This is a genomic window from Nonomuraea sp. NPDC004186, assembly GCF_053603495.1.
Window position 1 is genome coordinate 17,084 of the sequence record NZ_JBSGFQ010000043.1, and the last position, 21,667, is coordinate 38,750.

Annotated in this window: 19 protein-coding genes and 1 pseudogene; 13 read left to right on the forward strand and 7 right to left on the reverse strand. The window is 67.9% G+C overall.

Annotated elements, in window-relative coordinates; genetic code table 11:
• Positions 1-65 precede the first annotated feature (65 nt).
• Together ACWEPL_RS31160 and ACWEPL_RS31165 are read left to right on the forward strand one after the other, a co-directional pair.
• A complete protein-coding gene (locus ACWEPL_RS31160) occupies positions 66-671 on the forward strand; it encodes a TetR/AcrR family transcriptional regulator (RefSeq protein WP_452438277.1) in 606 nt (201 codons plus the stop codon).
• A 210-nt stretch (positions 672-881) separates the two neighbouring features.
• Positions 882-1,115: pseudogene (locus tag ACWEPL_RS31165) on the forward strand (Imm21 family immunity protein); the annotation flags it as partial.
• A 55-nt stretch (positions 1,116-1,170) separates the two neighbouring features.
• Here the strand turns inward: ACWEPL_RS31165 and ACWEPL_RS31170 are convergent.
• Entirely contained in the window at positions 1,171-1,599 is a 429-nt protein-coding gene (locus ACWEPL_RS31170; RefSeq protein ID WP_363981380.1) for a DUF6086 family protein, read from the reverse strand.
• Positions 1,600-1,833: 234 nt separating this feature from the next.
• Here ACWEPL_RS31170 and ACWEPL_RS31175 point away from each other — a divergent pair, with 234 nt between their 5' ends.
• The 5 genes from ACWEPL_RS31175 (at position 1,834) to ACWEPL_RS31195 (ending at position 6,683) form a co-directional block, all read left to right on the forward strand.
• Positions 1,834-2,976: a hypothetical protein gene (locus tag ACWEPL_RS31175; protein ID WP_452438278.1), complete on the forward strand. Its 1,143-nt coding sequence runs from the start codon at positions 1,834-1,836 to the stop codon at positions 2,974-2,976.
• Between the two features lie 343 nt (positions 2,977-3,319).
• Complete coding sequence (locus ACWEPL_RS31180) at positions 3,320-3,874, forward strand: EF-hand domain-containing protein (protein ID WP_363981386.1); 555 nt, start codon at positions 3,320-3,322, stop codon at positions 3,872-3,874.
• A gap of 395 nt (positions 3,875-4,269) precedes the next feature.
• Positions 4,270-4,653: a peptidase inhibitor family I36 protein gene (locus tag ACWEPL_RS31185; RefSeq protein WP_452438279.1), complete on the forward strand. Its 384-nt coding sequence runs from the start codon at positions 4,270-4,272 to the stop codon at positions 4,651-4,653.
• A gap of 66 nt (positions 4,654-4,719) precedes the next feature.
• A complete protein-coding gene (locus ACWEPL_RS31190; RefSeq protein WP_452438280.1) occupies positions 4,720-5,577 on the forward strand; it encodes a hypothetical protein in 858 nt (285 codons plus the stop codon).
• Between the two features lie 215 nt (positions 5,578-5,792).
• Positions 5,793-6,683 carry a bile acid:sodium symporter family protein gene (locus tag ACWEPL_RS31195; protein ID WP_452438281.1) on the forward strand — a complete coding sequence of 297 codons (891 nt, stop codon included), beginning with the start codon at positions 5,793-5,795 and terminating at the stop codon, positions 6,681-6,683.
• A gap of 19 nt (positions 6,684-6,702) precedes the next feature.
• On the opposite strand, the gene ACWEPL_RS31200 is transcribed toward ACWEPL_RS31195, so the two are convergent.
• Positions 6,703-9,999 carry an ATP-binding protein gene (locus tag ACWEPL_RS31200; RefSeq protein WP_452438282.1) on the reverse strand — a complete coding sequence of 1,099 codons (3,297 nt, stop codon included), beginning with the start codon at positions 9,997-9,999 and terminating at the stop codon, positions 6,703-6,705.
• 295 nt (positions 10,000-10,294) lie between these two features.
• The gene (locus ACWEPL_RS31205; RefSeq protein ID WP_363981401.1) at positions 10,295-10,510 is read right to left on the reverse strand and encodes a 2TM domain-containing protein; all 216 of its coding nucleotides are present in this window, start codon (positions 10,508-10,510) and stop codon (positions 10,295-10,297) included.
• Between the two features lie 124 nt (positions 10,511-10,634).
• Here ACWEPL_RS31205 and ACWEPL_RS31210 point away from each other — a divergent pair, with 124 nt between their 5' ends.
• Positions 10,635-11,432 carry an alpha/beta fold hydrolase gene (locus tag ACWEPL_RS31210; protein WP_452438283.1) on the forward strand — a complete coding sequence of 266 codons (798 nt, stop codon included), beginning with the start codon at positions 10,635-10,637 and terminating at the stop codon, positions 11,430-11,432.
• Positions 11,433-11,863: 431 nt separating this feature from the next.
• On the opposite strand, the gene ACWEPL_RS31215 is transcribed toward ACWEPL_RS31210, so the two are convergent.
• On the reverse strand, positions 11,864-12,370 hold the full coding sequence (locus ACWEPL_RS31215) for a monooxygenase family protein (RefSeq protein WP_350733633.1): 507 nt from the start codon (positions 12,368-12,370) through the stop codon (positions 11,864-11,866).
• Positions 12,371-12,867: 497 nt separating this feature from the next.
• Positions 12,868-14,241, reverse strand: a complete 1,374-nt coding sequence (locus ACWEPL_RS31220) for a serine hydrolase domain-containing protein (RefSeq protein WP_452438284.1) — start codon at positions 14,239-14,241, stop codon at positions 12,868-12,870.
• A gap of 324 nt (positions 14,242-14,565) precedes the next feature.
• Between ACWEPL_RS31220 and ACWEPL_RS31225 the strand changes: the two genes are divergently transcribed.
• From ACWEPL_RS31225 to ACWEPL_RS31235, 3 genes are read left to right on the forward strand one after another with little or no spacing between them, the layout of a single operon-like run.
• The gene (locus ACWEPL_RS31225; protein WP_452438285.1) at positions 14,566-15,183 is read left to right on the forward strand and encodes a DUF1989 domain-containing protein; all 618 of its coding nucleotides are present in this window, start codon (positions 14,566-14,568) and stop codon (positions 15,181-15,183) included.
• Between the two features lie 7 nt (positions 15,184-15,190).
• On the forward strand, positions 15,191-16,318 hold the full coding sequence (locus tag ACWEPL_RS31230) for an NADH:flavin oxidoreductase (protein ID WP_363981415.1): 1,128 nt from the start codon (positions 15,191-15,193) through the stop codon (positions 16,316-16,318).
• Positions 16,315-17,217, forward strand: a complete 903-nt coding sequence (locus ACWEPL_RS31235) for a polysaccharide deacetylase family protein (protein WP_363981418.1) — start codon at positions 16,315-16,317, stop codon at positions 17,215-17,217. Before ACWEPL_RS31230 ends, ACWEPL_RS31235 begins: the two co-directional genes overlap by 4 nt.
• Here ACWEPL_RS31235 and ACWEPL_RS31240 read toward each other — a convergent pair.
• Entirely contained in the window at positions 17,205-18,779 is a 1,575-nt protein-coding gene (locus ACWEPL_RS31240; RefSeq protein WP_363981421.1) for a PucR family transcriptional regulator, read from the reverse strand. The genes ACWEPL_RS31235 and ACWEPL_RS31240 overlap by 13 nt on opposite strands.
• Positions 18,780-19,016: 237 nt before the next feature.
• Between ACWEPL_RS31240 and ACWEPL_RS31245 the strand changes: the two genes are divergently transcribed.
• Complete coding sequence (locus ACWEPL_RS31245) at positions 19,017-19,613, forward strand: hypothetical protein (RefSeq protein WP_452438286.1); 597 nt, start codon at positions 19,017-19,019, stop codon at positions 19,611-19,613.
• Positions 19,614-19,667: 54 nt separating this feature from the next.
• Here ACWEPL_RS31245 and ACWEPL_RS31250 read toward each other — a convergent pair whose 3' ends face one another.
• Positions 19,668-20,324: a class I SAM-dependent methyltransferase gene (locus tag ACWEPL_RS31250; protein ID WP_452438287.1), complete on the reverse strand. Its 657-nt coding sequence runs from the start codon at positions 20,322-20,324 to the stop codon at positions 19,668-19,670.
• Between the two features lie 163 nt (positions 20,325-20,487).
• On the opposite strand from ACWEPL_RS31250, the gene ACWEPL_RS31255 reads away from it, so the two are divergent.
• Entirely contained in the window at positions 20,488-21,573 is a 1,086-nt protein-coding gene (locus tag ACWEPL_RS31255; RefSeq protein WP_452438288.1) for a cytochrome P450, read from the forward strand.
• The last annotated feature ends 94 nt before the right edge of the window (positions 21,574-21,667 follow it).

Here is a 21,667-nt window from a genome sequence, read left to right on the forward strand (position 1 = left end):
AGATTTGTATACTTCGATGTCTAAAAAGCTACATGTATACTTCTGCTTCTACAAGTGGAGGTGGGATGAGCAACCCCGAAGCAGGCGGTACCGGCTCTGAGGCCGTCCCGACTTCACCGGTGCGGCGGCTGCGGCGCGCCGAGCGGCGTGAGCAGATCCTGGACGCCGCCACCCGCGCCTTCGCCCGCGCCGGCTACGCCGCCACCGGCCTTGACGACATCGCCGCCGAGGCCGAGCTGACCCGGGCGATGCTGTATCGGCACTTCGACTCCAAGGCCGACCTGTACCGAGCCGTGCTCGACCGGGCGTGCGTGCGGCTGGCCGAGGCCACCGGCACCGACGACTTCGACGAGCGCGCCCTCCCTGCCCTCGTGCGCGCTGCCGCGGCCGACCCCGACGGCTTCAGGCTGCTGTTCCGCTACGCGGCCCGCGAGCCCGACTTCCGCGAACTGATCGACTCCATGACCTCCGCTTCTCGTGAGGTCGCCCGCCGCAACCTGGCCAGGAAGATCCCTGCGGGCCCTTGGCTGGACTGGGCCGCGAACCTGATCCCCACCCTGACACTCGAGGCCGTCATCGCCTGGCTGGATGCCGGCCAGCCCGACCCCGACCAGGCCGCTCGGCGCATCGATCAGGCCGTACACGGTGTCATGGCCGCCGCCCAACCTTGAGCCGTCCGGCAGCGGGTCACCGCGTACGGCCATGATCGGCAGTGATCGGTTCCGATCAGGTCTCGGAACACGTGACTGGATTGGGCGGATCAGCGCTTGAAAGTCCGCAGCAGGGTCCTCTTTACGGGCCAACGCTCCCACGCGGGGACGTCGGACAGCTGGAAAGCATCGAAGGGAGAGAATCGCTCGGCAAAGCGGTGGGGCGAGGCGATGGAAGAGCCGGATAACGGTGTTCTCAGATCGCGCCCAAGGTCATCAGTGCTGCATACCTGGGTCAGCACCGCCGGAGGTCCACTGATCGCCATCCCCCAGTCCGAGCTGAACACGTGGGCGGGTGTCAACGACAACGATGGTCCCGTCGAGACCTGGGGAGACTACGGCCGCGCCTGCGCCGTTGAGGGCTACATCGGTACCGTCACCGTTGGGGCGCGGCAAGCCCTTGTTCTCGGCGACGACCTGAGCCCCGGGGTACTCCGCGTCTGTGCCGGTCGTAGGAGCCTTAGTGCGGCATTGCCCGAGCGTGCTGCCCAGAAAGGGCCGCCCATCGCTCAACATCACGTACCTGGCCACCTGGCGGCCATGCGGAATGCTCGCTCACCTGCACATCCCTCCAGCCGCCATCGTTCGCATGGGGCACGGGCAGTTTTGCTCCGCCGCGCTCAACGAGAACGAGGGCCGTCGCTATGAAGCCCTCCATGAGTGAGTGCAGGATGGGATGGTTCGAACGCTCGTAGCGCTCGATCAGCGCACTCACGAAGGCCGCGAAGGCGGGCAGGTCAACCTCACATTCGTCGCTCACCATAGGGCCGAGCCCCGTCGGCAATCCTGTCTCGGGGGCAAGCGCTTCCGCTGATCGCATGAACAGGCCGGCGACTCCGTTCGAGGGGTTCCAGAGGACTTGATCGCCAACCTGGAAGTACTGGCTCATGTTCTCCTCACGTTCCACCGCGTCCGCCGTTCGGGCCGCGGCGTTGGGTCCGAAGGTTAGCGTTTCCTACGCATCCCCGGGTATCGTCGCGGGTCCATCGCAGTAACCCGGACGAGCTGTCAGGACGGACTCGGTCATCCGATCTCACCTTCTGCGGGAGGCAGGGCAGCACGCGGGCGATCTGGCAGGCTGGCAGGAGGAGGACAGCAGAAGCGGCGGGACGGAGACGAGCGCGTGGCCGGTTGGAGCGCGATGGCGGGGATGCACGACTTCGTCGTGCCCGACGAGGGGGCGGCGCAGGTGTTCGCCGAGCGGCTCGCGGCGTACGGGTTCCCCTGCGTTTTCGCCCGTCCGCACCCGGACGGCGGCTGGCTGGTGATGGCGCTCGACGAGGGGCCCTACCCGGTCGACACCGTGGGTCACCGGCAGATCGAGGCGGTGAGCCGGGAAGCCGCGGCGATCGCGCGGATGCATGGCGGCCGGCCCAGTGGCGGCAGCCGGTTCGACGTCAGCAGGATGGCCGAGTATCGCAGCTGGACCGCCCCGATCGAGGTGAAGGGGACGAAGGCGCGTCCGCCGGTCCCGGAGGTCACCGTCGTTCCGGCGCCACCGCTGGCACCACTGGCGCTCACACCGGACTTCGCCACCCCGGGGATCGTGGAGCTGGCCGGTCTCGACGACGTGCCGTGGGGCGACCTGGAGCATGCGCACGGCTCCGCCGACGACGTCCCCGGCCTGCTGCGCGAGCTGGCGGACGGGACGGGGGAGTGGGACGAGGTCCTCGACGAGTTGTTCGGCGACGACCTGCTGCACCAGGGCGACTGCTATGAGGCCACCGCCCCCGCGCTGCCGTTCCTCACCGAGCTGATCGTCGCCGACACGGTGCCCGCGCGTCAGCGCCGGGACCTCTATCTGTGGCTGATGGTCGCCGGTGGCCGCCGCAACGACAACCTGGTCGCGTTCGCCGACCTCGCGCTGGACGAGGGGGAGCCACTCCTGTCGGGTGCATGGACCGAGGAGGTGTTCCGGACCGTCGGCGACCAGGTTCCGGTGCTGCTGGACCGGTGGGACGCCGAGCCGCCGGGAATCCGTTTCGTGCTCGCGGTCCTTGCCGCGCAGCATCCCGGGCACGGTGTGCGGGCCGCCGACCGGATCGCTGCGTTGGCCGCCGAGCTCGACGGGACGCGGCAGGGTGCGTACCTGCGGCTCGCCGTGGAACTCGTGCACGGCCGCGACGCGCAGGCGCTGGCTCTCGCCTCCGAGATCATCGACTGGGCGGATCACCTGGAACCGAAGTGGCTGGAGGCCCCGGGCGTGCCCGACGGCATCAAGGCGGCGCACGTGCTGGCCGAGGGCGCGCTCCGCACGATCGAATAGCGGCATCGCTCCTGGTCACCAGCATGTACGGCCTGGCCACGTGATGCTCGAATGTGATGGGTGGCGGCCCATTGTGGCCGCTGTGCCGCCGGGTGGTGTTGTAGACATTGGCGATCCAGGTAGCGATCTTCATGCGAGCCTCGGCTTTGGTAACGACACACCGGTGTCGGACTCTCTCGGAGGCCGTGCTTTCGCGAACACCGGCGTACTGCTCCCACGCGCTCCCTCAAGGCACATTAGTGTTGCCGCGTCGCCACCATGACGCCATCTGTCACTGAGCGGAGCCATCCGGATACTTAGGGATCGGTCGCGATCCACGCCGTTCGATCCGGGAGGTACACCTGTGACCCGCTCTCTGCACGAGTCCAACGTCGCTGCCCTGTTCGCACTGCTCGACAGCACTGGCGACGGGCAGATCGCTGCCGATGACTTCAAGCGCATCGCGGACAGGGTATGTGCCGCGGTGGCCCCTGACCCGGGCTCGCGTCAGCATCAGGCCATTCAGCAGTTGTGCGCGGACTGGTGGGAACACATCCGCGAGGACGCCGACCTCGATGGCGATGCCGCGGTGAGCGAGGCGGAGTTCGCCCAGGCGGTGGACCACTTGGTCGCGAGCCATCCGCAGTTCCAGCAGATGACCAGCGCGTTGTCGTGCGCCGCCTTCGATGCCGCCGACACCGACGAAGACGGGTTCATCTCAGCGCCGGAACTCGATCACTTCTTCAGCGGGATGGGTATCCCCCACGAGGTGGCCGAGGGTGCTTTCGCCCAACTGGACACCGACGGCGACGGCAGGATCTCCCGCCAGGAGTACGCCGAAGGCGTTTGGGTGCTGCTCACAAGTGAAGACCCCGTTGCCCCTGGATCGGCGATCCTGGGGCAGACGGGTGCGGGCTGAGCTCTCCCGCTGCGGGTTGCGGCCTGGTCAGTAAGGTTGGCTGCCACGATCCATAACCGGTCGAGCTCGTACGGCGCGTACCCGAAAAGATCGCCTAGCCGCACGCCACGGTCCCGTTCTGGCGGGACCGTCGGCTCGGCCTACGCAAGTTCGGACCTTGCAGGCCCGTCACCAGCGGAAACGCGGTGACGGGCCGCTCGCTTTGTGTCCGGCCGTCCACGGCCGCCGCCGGCACAGGATCGCCCCCACAGGCGTACGTTCCGGCCATAACGCGTGTAGGTGGGGTCACCTCCACGAGGTGGGGCATGCTCGCCACTTAACCGAATTCGTGGAATTTTCCGGCATGTACCTGACTATGATCACAACAATTTCGGCTCCACGAAGATGAGGTGTGCATGAAGCGAGCGAGGGTGCGCAGCGCCGGTGTGGTGGCGCTGGCCCTGGTCAGCCTGGTGGGGGTCGGCTCCACTGCGCAGGCCGAGGTGGACCCGGCGGTGAGCTCCTGCGAGCTGGCCTTCTGCCTGTACGAGCACGACAAGTTCAAGGGCGCAGAAGAGGAGTTCATGTTCGAGGGCTGGGGCCTGTGCTACAACGCACTCAAAGTGAACAACAAGGCGAGCTCCATGCGGAACAACAGCGCCGCCAGGGTGCAGTTCTACAACTCCGCCAACTGCTCCGGCGCGTACGGCTACGCGGCGAAGCCGTCCTCCTCGGACGGCGACCTGACGAACAACGGGTTCGACAACAAGACCAGCTCCGTCAGGTACGTCAGGCCGTAAGGCCCTGAACCGCTCGCAGGACACCGAGTTCGGTACCCGGCCCCGCGGCCGATCGGAGGAATCAGCGTGTCTGTTCGGCTGCGGGGAGCGGTCGGGGTGCTCCTGACCGCGGCGACAGCCGCCTGTTCGACGGCGGCGGCGACGGAGCCGCGGATTCCGGTGCCGACGCCGGGGGTGGAGGCGCGCGAGCTCTCGATCCCCTTCGACCAGTACAACTTCTCCCCGTCGGACATCGGCATCCTTGAGGGCGCCGAAGAGCTTCTCATCCGCGACTGCATGCGGCGGCGGGGCATGGCGTGGGAGGTGCTGCCGCAGAGCGCGGCGGAGGACGTGGAGCCGGCCAACCGCCGCCGCTACGGTGTCGTCGAACCGGAGATCGCTCGCCTCTTCGGCTATCACAACCCGCCGGACCGCCCGACCGTGGCCAGGCGCGCCGCCGCACGTGCCGGCCGGATGCGAAGCCTGTCGGCGAAGGAACGGCAGGCGGCGTACGGCGAGAAGGACGGCTGCCTGAAACAGGCGCGGGACCACCTGGAGCAGGGCACCCCGCAGGTCGACGAGGCCCTGTTCAACAGGCTCATCTCGGAGACCTTCGAGCGCTCTCAGGGGGATCCGGAGGTCGTCCAGGTTTTCCGGGCCTGGAGCACGTGCATGCGGGAGCAGGGCCGGCAGTACGCCGACCCGCTCGCCGCCATCACCGACCGGCAGTGGATGAAGGGCGGCCCCGCCTCCCAGGAGGAGATCCGCGCGGCGCAGGCGGACGTGGGGTGCAAGGCGCGGACCGACCTCGTCTCCATCTGGTCCGCCGTGGAGAAACGCATCCAGGACGATGCCGTCGCGGCTCACCCCGCCGAGTTCCATGCGCTTCAGGAGACCAAGGATCGGCAGCTCGCGGCCGCCCGCGCCGTCCTCGCCCGCGGCTGACCGGCACCTCGTGCCTGCCCTTGGGCCGCGCAGGCCGGCGAGGCGGCTGGGACGGTCGCCGTCACAGTCCCCGCGGCTCGGAATGCCTCACGCTGATCACGCATGGCCGACCTGAGCAATGGCCAGGCTGCTGACGAGTGGTAGCCACCGTCCCCCGCCCGACAAACCTTGCGGCGACCTACCAGAACTTGTAGGTATGCCCGAGAATGTCCGCTATGGGTTCCGCGTTGATCTTGGCCAGTCTGCCGTTCGCCATCGGCATCGTCATGCTCGGCCTGGGTCTCAGCCTGACGCTGGACGACTTCCGGCGGGTGGGCCAGTATCCGAAGGCGGCCGTGGTCGCACTGCTGTGCCAGATCGTGCTGCTGCCGGCGATCTGCTTCGGCGTGGTGCTCGCCTTCCGGCTTCCGCCGGAGCTGGCGGTCGGGTTGCTGCTGGTCGCGGCGTCGCCCGGTGGCCCCGCGGCCAACCTGTTCAGCCACCTGTTCGGTGGGAACGTCGCGCTGAATGTCACGCTCACCGCGATCAACTCGGTGCTGGCGGTGGTCGTCCTGCCGATCGTGGTGAACCTCTCGGCCGGGTACTTCTTGCCCGATGGGGCCGCCCTCGGGCTGCAGTTCGACAAGATACTGCAGGTCTTCGTGATGGTGCTCGTACCGGTCGCGATCGGGATGCTCGTGCGCGCATGGGCGCCGGAGGCGGCGCGGCGGCTCAACCTCCCCGTCCGGGCGCTGTCGGTCGTGGTCCTGGTCGGGGTCATCTACGCCGTTCTGTACGCGGAGCGGGAGAACCTCGTCGGCTATTTCGTCTCGGTCGGGCTCGCCGCGTTGGTCTTCAACATCGTGAGCCTGCTGATCGGCTACGGCGTGCCGCGCCTGGCCGGCGTCGACCACCGCGCGGCCACCGCGGCCGGGTTCGAGATCGGCATCCACAACACCGGGCTCGCCATCACGATCGCGCTGAGCCCGACGCTGTTGAACAGTGCCGAGATCGCCATCCCGGGCGCGGTGTACGGCATTGTCATGTTCTTCACGGCGACCGGATTCGGCTGGTTGATCAGGAGTCGAGCTCGATCGAGCTCGATGGCATCCACAGATCCAACGTGACGGTGTGGCCTGAGCGCGGTCAAAGCTCGGTGAGGAACTTCTCGGCGCGCCGGGCGAAGAGGTGGGACCCGCGTTCGTCGGACCGGTCGCGGGCCGTTTCGGCAGCGGCTCGTACGACTTCGGCCGGTTCGCCGCGGGCGTGGAGCAGGCGCGCCCGCAGCAGCAGGACCAGTCCTTCGGCGTAGCGTTGGCCGTAGGCCTCGAGGGCCTGGTCCGCTCGGTCGAGGGCGATGCCCGCCTCGTCCGGCATCCCGGCGGCCAGCCACATCTCGGCGATCAGCGCGTGGTGGTACGCGACGCCCCATCGGGGCGGGTCGACCAGCGTCCCGGTCAGGAGCTGGTCGGCCTCCGCCGCGATACCGGCCGGGTCATCGCCTGTGAGGGCACGGGCCCAGTACCAGTTCAGGCGTACGTAGTGCTCCTGCTGGACGGCGGCGCGGCCAGCGCCCACGGCCATCCACCGCTCGATCGTGCGTATCACCCAGGCCGCGTCACCGGCCATCGAAGCAATGATCGTGGTGTAGTAGGCCCAGGTCGCGACCGCATACGAGTCGTCGGGGCCGTTCCACTTGTCGATCATGGTCTCCGCCGTCCCGGCGTCACCGTGCAGTGCCGTTATGACGGCCTGCCAGCCGGGCCACTCACCCGAGACGTCACGCCGGATCGGGGTCTCGCTGTGCGCGGAGACAACCCCGTCGAGAAGGGCGGGGTTGTTCTCGCTGAAGCACCGGTATGCCTCGCCGATGTTGCCGATGTCCCACTGGTGCAGGCCCCAGGCTTGCCGGCCGTACACGCGGACGACCGGATCGGAGGACGCCTCCCCTTGCTCGTACAGCCGGCGGACCAGACGAACGCGGTCCCACTCCAGGAAGGTGTAGGCCCCGAACAGGCGAGCGAAGAGGAGGCCGGCGGCCTCCACCTCCCGGCCGAGCGTGCGGGCCAGGTGTTCCGCACGCTCCAGCAGATCGAACGTCGTGCCGCCGAACCCGGCTTGCCGGCGCGGGGCGATGGCGAGCAGCGAGAGGGCGGAGAGCTCGAGTTCCGGGAGCCCGGCGTTCCGCGCGATCTGGGCGGCCGCTTGCAGGTGCCGGTCGGCGGCGGCGAACGCGAGCTTGGTCGTCGCGCGACGACCGGCGCGCTTCAGCGCCTCCACGGTACGAACCGGATCGGCGAGGGGACCGGCGGCGGACAGGTGGAAGGCGAGACGTTCGGTGATGGACTCGTCGTCCGCCTGGCTCTCTTCGAGCGCGTCCGCGACTCGCAGGTGCAGCCGGATGGTCCGCAGCTGCTCCGTTGTCTCCATGATCGATTCGCGGACCAGGTCGTGCGCGAAGCGCCACGAGAACGGGTCCTCCGGCCCCGTTTCGAGCAGGCCCAGCGCGCGCAGCGGTTCGAGGCGTTCGAGGCAGTCTGCGAAGTCGACACCGGCGGCGCGGGCGAGCAGGCCGAGGTCGACCTCGCGGCCGATCAGCGCGGCGACCCGCAGCAGGTCGCGAGCGCTCTCGTCGAGGCCCGCCATCCGATCGCGGACGACGTCTCGCACGGTGGACGGCACCCCGGCCCGGGCCGATGCGTCGCCGTCGCCGAGCGCGCCGCGGTCGCTGAGGAGCCTCGACAGTTCGCGGACGAAGAAAGGATTGCCGGCGGTGCGAACGTGGATGTTGCGGGCGATGTCCGTACCGGGTTCGTGGCCGGTCTCGCGGCGGATGAGTTCGGCCACGTCGGTCAGGCTGAGCGGGCCGAGCTGGATCCTGCGGTGGTTGGGCAGCCGGCTGGCGGCGGCCAGGACCCGCGAAAGGTCGGGGCCGGGGGTGGGCGCGCGGTCGCGAAGGGCGCCGATGATCGCGGTGCCGGCGGGCAGCCGGCCCGCCAGGTGGTTGAACAACTGGAGCGAGGTGGCATCGATCCATTGAAGATCGTCCATGACGAGCAGCATCGGTCGTTCTGCCGAGGTCTGGCCGATAAAGGTGACGACCTGCTCGAACAGGCGGAACTGGGCGCGGCCGCCGGAAACCGGCGGCGCGGCGTCATCGTCCCGAGATTCGAGGAGGCGACCGAGTTCGCTGGCCAGCCACTTCTCGCGCGCCAACGCGGGCAGGCTGTCGAGGACAACGGTGAGCGCCTGCTCCCATGGCCACATCGAGGGTGTTCCGTCGCCTTCCAAACAGGAAGCCCAGACGACGAGCGCGCCACGCCGGTCCGCGGCGGCGGTGGCCTCTTCCAGCAGGCGCGTCTTGCCCGCGCCCGGTTCGCCTTCGACGATGGCGAGCCCGGTGCGGCCGGTGAGCGCCGCCTCGATGGTCTGCCGCAGCACGCCGAGTTCCTCGCCGCGGCCGACCAGGCTCGCCGGTGCGCGGTCACTCTCACTTTCCGTGCTCGTCACCGCCGGCGACGTCGGGGTCTGCGTCAGCACTCGCAGGTGCGCGGCCTGCAGCGCCGGGCCGGGGTCGATGCCGAGCTCCTCGGCGAGGCGGTCACGGACCGCGTGGAACGCTGACAGCGCCTCCGCCTGCCGTCCGGCGGCGCCGAGGGTGGTGATGAGGCCGGCATGTACGGGTTCGTGGAACGGCGCCATCGACGCGGCCAGCTGCAGTGACGGGATCACCCGCTCCGGACGGTGTAACGACACGGCCAGCTCGGCCGCCGCCGCGCAGGCGGCGTAGAACTCGTCGTCCAGGGTGGCCAGGATCGACATCGCGGCCGATCCGTAGGACAACCCGTCACCCGCGGGGCCACGCCAGAGGCCGAGCGCTCTGACGTAGTGGTCGAGCGCCACTTCGCGAGCCTGCTGGGCGAGGGCGGTCTGGGCGGCTTCGAGGAGTTCCCGGAACGTGACGAGGTCCAGCGTGCCGGGGCCGGCGCTGAACGCGTACGTGTTGCCGCGGCGGTGCAGGTACGTACCTGCTGCCCGGGCGGGGACCGCGGGTTCGAGCACCCGCCGCAATGCCCCGATGTACTTCTGGATGAGGTTGAGCGCGCTGACGGGAGCGTCATCGGCCCAGAGCAGGTCGATCAATTCCCTCGTGCTGACCGGATGGCCCACGCGCGCCAGGAGCAGGGCCAACAGCTGCGCCTGCTGCCGGGGGCCGACGTCCAGTTCGGCGCCATCGCGCCACAGCCGCAGCGGACCGAGGACCTGCAGGCGCAGCAAACCGGCACCGGTCGGCGGATCTTCGCCGTCGGGCCGAACGGGATGGGCGGGCCCAGTCACGTCGACTCCCGGATGGACATGACAGATTGGTCCGCTTGCGACCCGCTTCGGGACGCAGCGTGCACCGAGTATATGGGCCCAGGATTGGTCGTAGAAGGGATCCACCTGCCAGGCAGGATCGTCTCAGGCGCTCGTCCAGTTTGGCGGGCGTGCCGGACATCACGGCCGCGGTCACCTGGATACCGCAACCTCCGTCCTGCTCAGTTGCGGCGACGCCGAGGACTTGACCGCGAGTCTGGCGCCACCTTCGGCCGTCTCACCGGCGTCAGCCAAGCGGGTGAGCAGGTGAATGGGGTGTGCCAAATCGGATTCGAGCTTTCTGGCGCCGGCCTGTGCCCACTGACCGCCCGCCCCGGGTGGCGGACCGGTTCAGCCATCCCCACTTCTCCAACTGCTCGGCTCAGTGCGCGGTATTCGATTGGGGCGGTGAGTAGACGCTCCAGGCGTGAAAGGCCAGCCCGATGCCCCAGAAGACTATCGACCACACAGGCCAGAAGTGGTTTCCCGAGTCGTAGAGAGACCAGACCACGACCTGGACCACATTGGACAGCACATAAAAGAGCAGGTGAATCCGCAGACCCCACTTCCGGGCGGTCTCGCTCTTCTTTGTATTCATGCCTGCAGGCTAGGTCGACGTACTTCCCAAAGACTGAATTACCGGGCTCAGCGATCGTCAACTACCGGGATCTATTCTGACCCGCAATTGAGGTGCAAACTGCATACGTTGAAAGGACCACACTATGACGACGACCCGCCGAGCGGTGCTGGCCGGATCCGCCGCGGTCGCGGCCGGCACCCTGCTGGGAACGTCCGAGGCGCAGGCGCAGCCCCGGCCGGAAGCCAAGCCCAAACCCACCGTGGTGCTCGTGCACGGCGCGTTCGCCGATTCCTCCGGCTGGAACGACGTCAGCGCCAGGCTCATCCGCGAGAACTATCCGGTGATCGCCCCGGCGAACCCACTGCGCAGCGTGGCCGCCGACTCCGCCTACCTGGCCTCCATCCTCGCCACCCTCAGCGGCCCGATCGTCCTCGCCGCGCACTCCTATGGCGGGATCGTCATCACGAACGCCGCGACCGGCAACCCGAATGTGAAAGCGCTGGTCTACGTGGCGGCGTTCGCCCCCGACCAGGGCGAGTCGCTGCTGGACCTGCAGACGAAGTATCCGGGAAGCAAGCTCAATGAGGCGGCGCTGGACTTCCGTCCCTACGGTGAGAACCTCGTCGACGGATACATCAAGAAGGAGTTCTTCCACGACGTCTTCGCCGGGGACGTGCCGCGGGCGACCACCGACCTGATGCAGGCCGGCCAGCGGCCCGCTGACGCGCGCACGCTCGGGGAGCCGTCCGGCGCTCCGGCGTGGAAGACCATTCCCTCCTACTACCTCGCCGCTCGGAACGATCAGGTGCTCCCCGTCGCGGCCCAGCGGTTCATGGCGCGGCGGGCCAGAGCACAGGTCCACGAGGTCGGCGCCTCGCACGTCGCGATGATCTCGCAGCCTGCCGTGACTGCCGACCTCATCAAACGCGCCGCGCGCTGACGCCGGATCAGGGCCGTACCGATATCGCCTGACGGCCCGGCGGGCGGCGCCCGCCGCCCGCCCCTGACTCTCCTGGTGCTGATCGGCGTGCCCAGGGGCAACTTGCCGATACTGCTGCCCTGCCTGTTCGGCGCCGGGCGACCATGATGTTCGTGGTTCCCACGGTCCGGCTGACCTACAAGCTCGACCTTTCCGGCAGCCCCGGCTACGACGCCCAGCACATCGCGCGACGGCGGCATCATCGTCGCACTGATGGTCATGCCCACCGAGGCGGGCTGTTCCGGCGCGCCATCGGGCAGAGCCTGCACGTTCTGCCGGCCACGATCGCGTCATTCGCGGGCCCGGCGAACCTTTGTGGGTACCCATGAATTTCGCCAACCGTCCGTGTCACCAGGCGGACCCCCTGCGATCATCGACGACGGGCCGAGCGGCTAGGACCCGTAGAGGTCCGTCTCGCTCAGGACCGGGCTGCTGTCATCGGAGCGTCCCAGGCGGGCCGCGGAACCGAACATGGGTCCACGAGCGCGCTTGATCCCAGCGAACCGTCCAAAACCGATCGGCTTGGGCACGTCGTCGTAGACGGCCTCCATGCCACCCTTGACCGAGTACGTCTCATGCCAGAAACCGGTGCCGCCCGAGTCCCGCAGGAAGTCCAACCACCACTCCCTATGCGGCTCGGACCGGGCAAAGGCGAGCAGCGACGGCAGGTCCCGCCAGTACTGTCGCATCCCCATGTTCATCGGGAAGAACGAGTAGTAAACGGGCTCGTGCAGTAAGAGCCCGTCCGGCTTGCCCGCGACCGACTCACTGATCTTCCGGCCGAAGCTGAAGAAGGTCCGGATCCCGTACAGATGATTCACCCGCATGCCGAGGTACAGGACGATGAGGTCTGGATAGGCGGACAGATCGACGGTCTGCCGGTTCACGCGAGTTGGCATCCAACGCTCCTTTTGGCTCGGGTTACGCATGGGCTGGTCATGTGCCGGCGTGGGCGGGTCGTCGCTTTGATGGAGGCCACGGCGAGCGTAGAAGCGCCTCTTCAGCGCCGGTGCCCAACAGTTCGCGGGTGGCCGAACCATTCGGGGATCAACGTGCCGAAGACCCGCCTGCCCTGAACACCGCCGCGGATGAGGGATCCGGCCGGCAGTGTTCGGCGGGTGGTCGTCATCGTTGTGGCCCCTCCACGCTTGAGTTCGATCCTCAGCAGCCTCAACGTACGAAAGCGAACTTGACTAGCACTGAACGAAACCCGAGAGGAGTGAACGGCGACTTCCCTGTCGGCTGGTGTCCGGACGTAGACCGCGTGGCACAGGGGTCACGTCGTCGGCCATCAGCCGTGGCTTGTGCCCCCGGCACATTTGATTTTGAATTTGTCGAGCCACGCGCCCCGAACGTTCGTTGTCACCTCGCGTTAGGTTGTGCCGGCTTCCGCGGGCTAGGCGCCGGTGATCAGGCGTCGTTCCAGGTCGATGATCGGCTCGATGCTCTGCAGGTCATAATTGCTCAGAATGACGGCCGTCCAGTCCATGTCAAGGTAGATGGACCAGCTCGTCGATATGCCGCCCGCACCGCCTCCGTGGGTGATGATGCGCTGGTTGTTGTAGGTGGCGGCCACAGGCCCGTACGCCTGGAAGGTCTCCCCGCGGAGGGAGTTGCCGGAGGTGTCCGGCTTCAGCGGCTTGGCGGAGATCTTTCCGTTCACGTACAACTCGGTGTAGGGCCGGGCGGTGAGCTTGCCGCCTTGCAGCGCGATCGCGAAGCGTACAAGGTCCGGGGCGGTGGCGAAGCCGTTGCCGCCGCCTGTTCCCATCCATCCCCGGGCGGAGTTGCTGCCTTGGCCGGCGTCGCCGTAGACGGAGCCCTTGTCGAGGTTGCGGACGGCGTCGACGCGCGTGCCGTCCTTTTGATACATGTACGGGTGAGCGATGCGCTTGTCGGTCAGCCACTGGCGGCGGTCGTAGTAGGCGGAGTCCTCCATGCCGGCCGGGAGGAAGATGTTCTGGCGGACGTAGTCCTGGAACGACTTGCCGGAAACCTTCGCCATGAGTTCGCCGAGCAGGGTGTATCCCATGCTGCTGTAGGCCTTCTTCGTCCCCGGGGCGAACTCCAGCTCGAAGGTCTTCAGATTCGTCCAGAAGCTTGCCATCTGCTGCTCGTAGCTGTTGTGGATCTGCTCCGGTGGCGGCTGCTCGCCCGGGCGCCGGGCGTCGCCCAGGCCACTGGTGTGGGTGAGGAGGTGGTGCACGGTGATGCGTTCGGCCATCTCCGCCGGCAGGCCGTCCAGATGCTTGCTCACCAGGTCGTAGAACTTGAGCTTGCCCTGCTGGACGAGCTGCACGACAGCCAGCCCGGTGAACGGCTTGGAGGACGAGGCCAGAGCGTAGATGGTGTCGACCTTGTTCGGGATCTTGCTTTCCTTGTCCGCCCAGCCATAGGCGCGGGCCAGGACTTGGCGGCCGCGGTGCGCGAGCATCACGGTGCCGGAAAACTGATCCTTGTCCGCCAGTTCTTTGATGTGCTGGTCGAAGGCGCCTCCAGGACGCAGGTCCTTGGGAATGCGGCCAGAGCCTGAGGATCGGTCGGCGTTCGCCTCGGCGGTTCCTTGCGAGGCGAGCAGACCACCGGCCGCCAGCGGGACCGCGCCCAGGAACCCGAGGGCGGAGCGGCGCGAAGGGCCGTGGTCAGACGAGGAGGGATACGACAACGCCATGGAAATCCTTTCACGAGGAAAGATCTGCGAGGGGGATGCAAGCACGCAGTTTGTTTCTTCGGCGTTTCTGCGGCCTTCTTTGACTGGCTGAGCCGTCATCGTTCCGAACCCTCGAATTTCCTCTCATAGGGTCGTTGTAGTAGCCGGGAAGATCGGAAGGATGCGGCTCTGACCTGCCGTTTTGATAATTCAGGCGGAGTCGGGTCTCGGCCGCCCCGCCGTCCGCTTGCCTACGGGCATCTGTATGGCGAGGCCAACCGGCGGACTTTGCGGACCACCATGCTGTTCAGCTATCTGGGCGTGCCCGGTGGACGGAGGGTCCCAGCGGATGACCTTGCGAGACTGTAGGTTCATCCACTTCCTCGTACAAAAGCGGGGGAAATCTCCATGGCCTGACCGTGTGCCGGCTGGTTGGCTGTCGGTATGCGAGTTTTCGTGCCCGCCACCGAAGGGCGGGCGGTAAGGGTCAGGACCGGTCAGCGCGTACGGGTCACTGACCTAGAGGGAGGTCAGGTCGGCGACGTGTTCGCGTTCGCCGCGGACGACGTGAACGAGCACCTCAGCGCGTCACACACCCGAGCCGCCACCAGCCGCCTGTTCCCGGCGATCGGCGAGCAGTTCGTCACCGACCGGCGCAGGCCCATCCTCACCCTGGTGGAGGACACCTCGCCCGGGCGGCATGACATGCTCATCGCCGCCTGCGACCCGGCCCGCTACCGTGCTCTGGGCGTGTCGGGGTTCCACGCGTCCTGCGCGGACAACCTGGCCACGAGCATGGCTGGACTCGGTCTCGCCGTCCCGGTCACTCCGCAGCCGGTCAACGTGTTCATGAGGATCCCCGTGGCGGACGACGGCCGGCTGAGCTGGCTGAGCTCGATCAGCCGCCCGAACGACGCGATCACGTTGGAGGCGGCGATGGACTGCGTGTTCGTGGTCTCGGCCTGCCCGCAGGACCTGGTCGGAATCAATGGGCACAAGCCGACACCGTTGGCGATCGATCTCCTCAACGGTCAGGACGACACAAGCGACGTCAAGGAATGAGCGAACGATGAACGACATCCAGCATCCCGCCCTGCGACCGGACCGCATCGGCGAGCTCCACCTCGCCAACCGGCTGGCCGTCTCGCCCATGACCAGGGTGTCCGCCGCCGCCGACGGAACGCCGACGGCCGAGATGGCGGACTACTACGCGGCTTTCGCCCGCGGTGGTTTCTCCCTCGTCCTGACCGAGGGAACTTATACCGATACGCGCTACAGCCAGAGCTACGCCAACCAGCCCGGCATCGTCACCGACGGTCACGAGGCCGCCTGGCGGGACGTCGTCAGCCATGTGCACGACGCCGGAGCGCCGGTGATCCTTCAGCTCATGCACGCGGGCGCGCTGTCGCAGGGCAACCGCTACCGCGACGACACGGCGGCGCCGTCGGCCGTCCTGCCGCGCGGGCAGAAGATGCCGGAATACGGCGGGTACGGTCCTTGGCCGACGCCCCGCGCGATGAGCCAGGACGACATCGACCAGGTGGTGCACGGCTTCGTGACGTCGGCCGTCCGCGCCCGGCGAGCGGGTTTCGACGGGGTCGAGGTGCACGGCGCCAACGGCTACCTCGTGGACCAGTTCCTGACCGACTACACCAACCAGCGCGGCGATCGCTATGGTGGCACGGTCGCCAATCGGGTACGACTCGCGGCAGAGATCGTCTCCGCCATCCGCGCTGAGGTCGGTCCGCGTTTCTGCGTGGGGATCCGCTTGTCGCAGGGCAAGGTCAACGACTTCACCCACAGATGGGCGGGCGGCTCCAGGGAGGCGGAGATCATCTTCGCCGCGCTCGCCGAAGCGGGGGCGAGCTACCTGCACATCGCCAGTGAAGGACGGGACTGGGTGGAGACCGCGACCCTGGACGGGCAGGTGACGATCACGGGCCTGGCCCGGAAGGTGACCGGGCTGCCCGTACTGGCCAATGGCGGCATGCACGATCTCGCCCGGGCCGCCATGGTGCTGCAGGACGGTCACGCGGACGTACTGACCCTCGGCCGGGGAGCGCTCGCCAACCCGGACTTCCCGCGGCGCCTGGCCCAAGGGCTGCCCATGGCGGACTTCGACCGCCAGATGCTCCAGCCCATGGCGACGCTGAGCAACGCCCGCCTGTGGCGACCGGCGGCCGGAGTGCCGGCTTGAGCGCGTCCGGGCGAGTCGAGCCGGCGGGCGAGATCCGCGGCGGCTGGCGTGGCCGGTCCGCCGCGGTCGTGGCGCTCACTTTCGACGTGGACGCGGAGACCCCTGTGCTCGCGCAGGGCCGCGGCTTCGCCGACCACGCGAGCACGATGTCCCACCAGGCATACGGTCCCGAGGTCGGCCTGCCCCGTATCCTCGATCTTCTGGACGAGCTGGGCGTCCCCGCCACGTTCTTCGTGCCCGGCTGGGTTGCCGAGCACCGCCCCGCACTGGCCCCGTCGATCGTCGAGCGGGGCCACGAGGTGGCGCACCACTCCTACAGCCACCGGCCGCCCACGTCGATGACCGCCGAGGAGGAACGCGCGGACTTCGAGCGCGCGCTGGCGGTCTTCGACAGCCAGGGCATCGAGATCCGGGGACACCGAGCGGCGCTGTGGGAAGCGTCCTGGCGGACGGCCGACCTGGTCGCGGAGTACGGTCTGCGCTACGACTCCTCTCTCATGGGGGACGACAAGCCGTACAAAGTGGCCACGCCCGCCGGCGAGATCGTCGAGCTGCCCGTCCACTGGTCGCTCGACGACTGGGAGCAGTACGCGTTCCTGCCCGCACCTCATGTGGGCTCCGTCATCGAGTCTCCGGTGAAGGTGCTGGAGCTGTGGCGGGCCGAGCTCGACGGGATGCGCCACTACGGCGGCCTGTTCAACCTGTGCGTTCACCCGTTCCTGTCCGGCCGGCCCGGCCGTGCGCTGGCGTTGCGGCAGTTCCTGGAGTACGCGCAGAGCTGCGCGGACGTGTCCTTCGCCCGCTGCCGTGACGTCGCCGAGCGTTCGGCCGCCGACGCCGGCCTGACCGTGCGCCGGCCCCGGCCCCCGGTGGTGGATCCGGACGTCTACCCGGACTGAGCCCAGTCCATCGCCTCGACGGTCAGCGCCAGGAACAGATCGACCCGGTCCTCCGTACGCCCCACGTCTCTGCCGGTGAGCTCGGCGATCTTGGCCAGCCGGTTGCGCAGGGTGTTGACGTGGATGTGCAACGCTCCGGCCGTCGCCGCCCATTGCCCGTCATGATCGAGGAACGTACGCAGCGTCAGCTCGAGCTCGCCGCTCCGCCGCGCGTCATGGTCCTTCATCGGGCCGAGGATCTTGCCGGCGAACTCGTTCAAGGTCTCGGCGTCGAGCAGCCCGAGGAGCAGCCGGTGCGTGCCCAGCTCGGCGAAGGCCCGCACGGACGGACCCGTGCGGGTGCGCCGCAGCACGCGGCACGCCTCCCTGGACTGCAGGAGCTGAGGGCGCAGCTCGGCCGCGTGGGCCGCGAGTCCTCCCAGGCCGACGACCGGGCGCAGCCCAGGGAAGCGCCGCTCGATGCTCCGTACCAGGCGCTGGGCGAGCGACGGCAGCTCATGCTCGGGATGGCGCCACGGCAGGACGGCGACGACGTCCTGCGTGCCGCCGGCCACGACTGCCGGCACTCCCTCGACGGCGTAGAACTCCACGATCACCTCCGCGAGCCCGTGCATCGTCGCGGCCTCGCCGTCCGCGAACGCCACGGCGCACACGGCCAGCGGACCGCTCGGATCCACGCCGAACGCGCGGAGCCGGCCAGGAACCTCCGTCGCCCGCCAGCCTCCCGAGAGGACCATCTCCAGGAGCTCGCTGGCGAAGCGCATCTCGATCGCCTGGACCGCCTGCTGTTTCGCCACCTCCAGGCTGAGGAACCGAGCCGTCTGCTCCAGCGCCTGCCGCTCGGGCGTGGTGAGCTCACGCAAAGGGCGCAGGCAGATGAGAGCCGCGTCGATGTCGCCGACGGCACCCACCGGAAACAGCGCTGCCTGTCCCAAATCTCCCAGATCCACCTCCAGCGCCGGAGGTTTCTTGGCCAATGCCGTGGCCACGGCATGCAGCTGGTCGCTGTCCAGGCTCGCGCCGGCCACCGCGAGGGAACGCGCCATCCTGTCGACCACCGCCAGGGGCAGGTCATGCTCACGGCGCAGGACATCGAGCACGCCGGAGGCACCGGCACCCCGGGAGATCGCCGTGGCCAGGGCGTCTCCCCGCCGCACCATACCCACCAGCGACTGCTTGCGTTCGTCGGTCAGCATGTCGGCCATGGCCTGCGAGACCGCCGTGAACGGCACCGCGACGGAGATCTCCAGCAACGGCAACTCCGCTTCGCGACAGGCTTCGACCAGCGCGTCGGGAGTCTCCGGCATCTCCGCGCGCAAGCCGAACACGATGCCACTGGCCTTGGCCTTCTTGACGTTCGTCACGAACTGCGCAGGTGGCACCCGTTCGAGCCACAACCCGTTGGTCAGCACGATCTCCCCTTCGCGTACGTAGTGCGAAGGGTCGGGCAGCTCGGTGTTGTGCACCCATGCGACGGGCGCGTCCAATGCGCCCGGTCGGCCCGGCACCAGCACACGGAGTTCGAGCGAGGCGCGATCCAGCAGGGATTGGAGCGTGAACACGCTGTAACTATATACAGCGATTGATTCAATCTATAGAAGATTATCCACTCATCAATGGACGGTCTCGCCTGCTTGTTCCGCTCTGAGCGGCCCTCCCGCAGGGGTTGCCGCGCCGCTGCACAGATTCCCTCTCACGATCGCCATGTCGTGGCCACCGATCCCATGCCGCATTCCTCACCGTCCAATAGAGGAGCTGAGGAGCGTTTCATTCCTGGCAGCTTCCGCGACAATCATCACGTGATCGATCACTACCGCAATCTCTTCGACCGGCAGCAGTGGTTTGAGGACGGGCTTTCCTGGACCGTGGTGCAACCCCTCGACGAAGAGATCACCGTGGGGGATCTCCTGTGGCGGCTGAATGGAGGCCGTGATCCCGAGGAACGCATCATGGAGTACCCCATAGAGAAGGCCGGCGAAGAGTTCGTGCCCGTGCTCTTCGTTTACGCGGGTGAAGGAGCCTGGGGTTTCCTCGAGTTCACCTACGGCTTCACCACGCCGGACCACATCCTCACCGAACTCAGCAAGCAGTCACGTGTGTGGATGACGACCTGGCACTTCAACGGGGGATACACGATGCTCTACGCGGCCGACGGCAAGATCAGGGCGCGGATGCGCAACTTCATCTTCGCCCAGCACGCCATCCAGGAGGGCGATCCGAGCATCCTCGCCGAATTCCGCGCCATGCTCGACCGCCTTGACCCGGAGGATTACCGAGGCAAGCGCAGTGCGGCGTTCGCCTTCATCGAGGCGTCCACTGGCATGGGTATCGAAGCCGAATGGCTGGACGTAGAAGAGGCGCCCGTCATCATCCTCGACAACTGGAATGAGACCTGAACCGCAGCGGTCCGACTTCAGGGCTGATATCCCCACGACGGCTGAGGAGACTCCTCAGGTTTCGGCGTTCTCGGTTCTCAGCACGTCATAGCCGGCGAAGGTAAACATGCGCCGTCCCGAGATCAGGGGACGCGACTGACCCGTGAAGCGGTGGACGCCGACGCCGAAGCCGGCATCCGGCTCCGATAGCCATTCGCGTTCGAAGCCACGCTCCTCGAACCAGCGACAGATCAACGGCACCCGGTCAGGAGCCCCGCGGTGCCGCGTCCAGATAATCGTGCCGTCGGTCTTGCACAACTGGGTACAAGTGTCGATTGTGCGCTCGATGTCCTCATCCGTGATGTTGCCGAACACCCCACACACGAGCACGATCTCGGCGGGCACCGAATCCCGGTAATTGTCAGTGAGCGCGGCATCGGCCGTGACCACTTCGACCTGCCGGAGTCCCGCCGATTTGATCGCCTCCTCGGCGATGGCGGTGTTGCCCGGGTCCAGTTCGACCAGGCGCGCCCGAACATCGTCACGGCGGGGATGATCGGTCAGCACCTCCAGCACGTCGCGGCCCTGACCCGAGCAGAGACTGACGAGCTTCAGCGGACCGGGCGGGCAGCCGTCCAACGCCAGCCGTATCCGTTCCTGGACGACCTGCAAGCGCCGCGCCAACTGTGAACCGGGGACGTCGTACTCATCGTGCCAAGTCTGCCAATCCATGAACGAACCCTACGAGGGCACACAGCCGAAACGCACTCCTTCGCCTCCGGCGCGGGCCTCAGGCTCCGAGATGATCGACTGATGGCCATGCAGGTCGTCGCCCTTTCCAGTACGGCAGCGATCCGGCAGCGGTTTGCCAGGCCGTTCGCCCAGGGTGGAGGGCATGTCTGTCAAAGAACGTATCTTCGCCCATCCACCCGCGCCCGGCCCGGTCCAGTTCGATGAGCGGTTCGAGGCGTGCGTGGTCTCCCGGCACGCTGATGTCCGCAGGATCCTCAGCGACCACGCCGCCTTCTCCTCCGACGAACTCGCCCACGGCGCACATCCGGCACCTCACCACGACAATCCCGTGTTGCGCAGCCTGCCGTCGCTCGATCCGCCCCGCCATCACGAGCTGCGCCGCCTGGTGGCCAGGGTTTTCACTCCCCGCGCCGTGTCGGCCCTGGAGCCCTCCATCGCCGAGACCGCCAGGGAACTGCTGGTCGAGGGGTCCGGTGAGGTGGTGGACGGGTTCGCTTCGCCGCTGACCGTCGCCACGCTCGCGGGGCTGCTCGGCATCTCACCAGAGCGCAGGGCCGACTTCGTACGCTGGACGATCACGATCTCCGAGTTCGCCGGCGCCAACGCCGAGGACCCCGTACGGCAGGCGCGCTTCCACCAGGACCTGACCGAACTGCGCACCTGCATCCGCGAGGTGGTCGCCGAGCCGAGGGGCGGCATGATCCCGGCCCTGGCGGCGGCGCTCGACGAGAGCGAACTGCTCGATCTGGCCACCACACTCATCGTCATGGGCCACGAGACGACCACCAGGTTGATCTACCACGCGGTCCTGTGCCTGGAACGCTTTCCCACGGCGCCGACGCCCGGCCTGGTGGAGGAGGTGCTGCGCTACCTGCCGCCGGTGGGCGGCACGGAACGCTTCACCACGGCCCAGGTGGACGTGGACGGCGTCACGATCCCACCCGGGGCGCGGGTGGTGGCCTCGATCCGCCGCGCCAACCGGGACCCGCTGGTGTTCGCGGCCCCCGACGCGTTCGACGCCACGCGCGACCCCAACCCGCACCTGTCCTTCGGCACGGGCATCCACGTCTGCCTGGGCCTGCGACTCGCCACCAGCCAGGCGGCCGTCGCGATCCGGGCGCTGCGGAAGGCCTTCCCCGGCCGCTGGCGCGTGCCCGAGGACGGGCTGGAGGCTACGATCTCCCCCGTCGGGGTCGACATCCAGCGGATGCGCCTGATCACTCAGTGAAGCGAGCTGTGATCATGCCGTTCATGAGTTGCGGCTTCTGCCGCATCAAGCCCTCGCAGACCGTCCACCAGGACGAATACAAGTCATGAACGAC

What these genes read in the sequence shown, in the direction of transcription:
- ACWEPL_RS31160 (WP_452438277.1), top strand. Translation starts at nt 66, where the DNA reads ATGAGCAACCCCGAAGCAGGCGGTACCGGCTCTGAGGCCGTCCCGACT.
- ACWEPL_RS31170 (WP_363981380.1), bottom strand. Translation starts at nt 1,599, where the DNA reads ATGAGCCAGTACTTCCAGGTTGGCGATCAAGTCCTCTGGAACCCCTCG.
- ACWEPL_RS31185 (WP_452438279.1), top strand. Translation starts at nt 4,270, where the DNA reads ATGAAGCGAGCGAGGGTGCGCAGCGCCGGTGTGGTGGCGCTGGCCCTG.
- ACWEPL_RS31195 (WP_452438281.1), top strand. Translation starts at nt 5,793, where the DNA reads ATGGGTTCCGCGTTGATCTTGGCCAGTCTGCCGTTCGCCATCGGCATC.
- ACWEPL_RS31205 (WP_363981401.1), bottom strand. Translation starts at nt 10,510, where the DNA reads ATGAATACAAAGAAGAGCGAGACCGCCCGGAAGTGGGGTCTGCGGATT.
- ACWEPL_RS31210 (WP_452438283.1), top strand. Translation starts at nt 10,635, where the DNA reads ATGACGACGACCCGCCGAGCGGTGCTGGCCGGATCCGCCGCGGTCGCG.
- ACWEPL_RS31215 (WP_350733633.1), bottom strand. Translation starts at nt 12,370, where the DNA reads ATGCCAACTCGCGTGAACCGGCAGACCGTCGATCTGTCCGCCTATCCA.
- ACWEPL_RS31220 (WP_452438284.1), bottom strand. Translation starts at nt 14,241, where the DNA reads ATGACGGCTCAGCCAGTCAAAGAAGGCCGCAGAAACGCCGAAGAAACA.
- ACWEPL_RS31225 (WP_452438285.1), top strand. Translation starts at nt 14,566, where the DNA reads ATGCGAGTTTTCGTGCCCGCCACCGAAGGGCGGGCGGTAAGGGTCAGG.
- ACWEPL_RS31230 (WP_363981415.1), top strand. Translation starts at nt 15,191, where the DNA reads ATGAACGACATCCAGCATCCCGCCCTGCGACCGGACCGCATCGGCGAG.
- ACWEPL_RS31250 (WP_452438287.1), bottom strand. Translation starts at nt 20,324, where the DNA reads ATGGATTGGCAGACTTGGCACGATGAGTACGACGTCCCCGGTTCACAG.
- ACWEPL_RS31255 (WP_452438288.1), top strand. Translation starts at nt 20,488, where the DNA reads ATGTCTGTCAAAGAACGTATCTTCGCCCATCCACCCGCGCCCGGCCCG.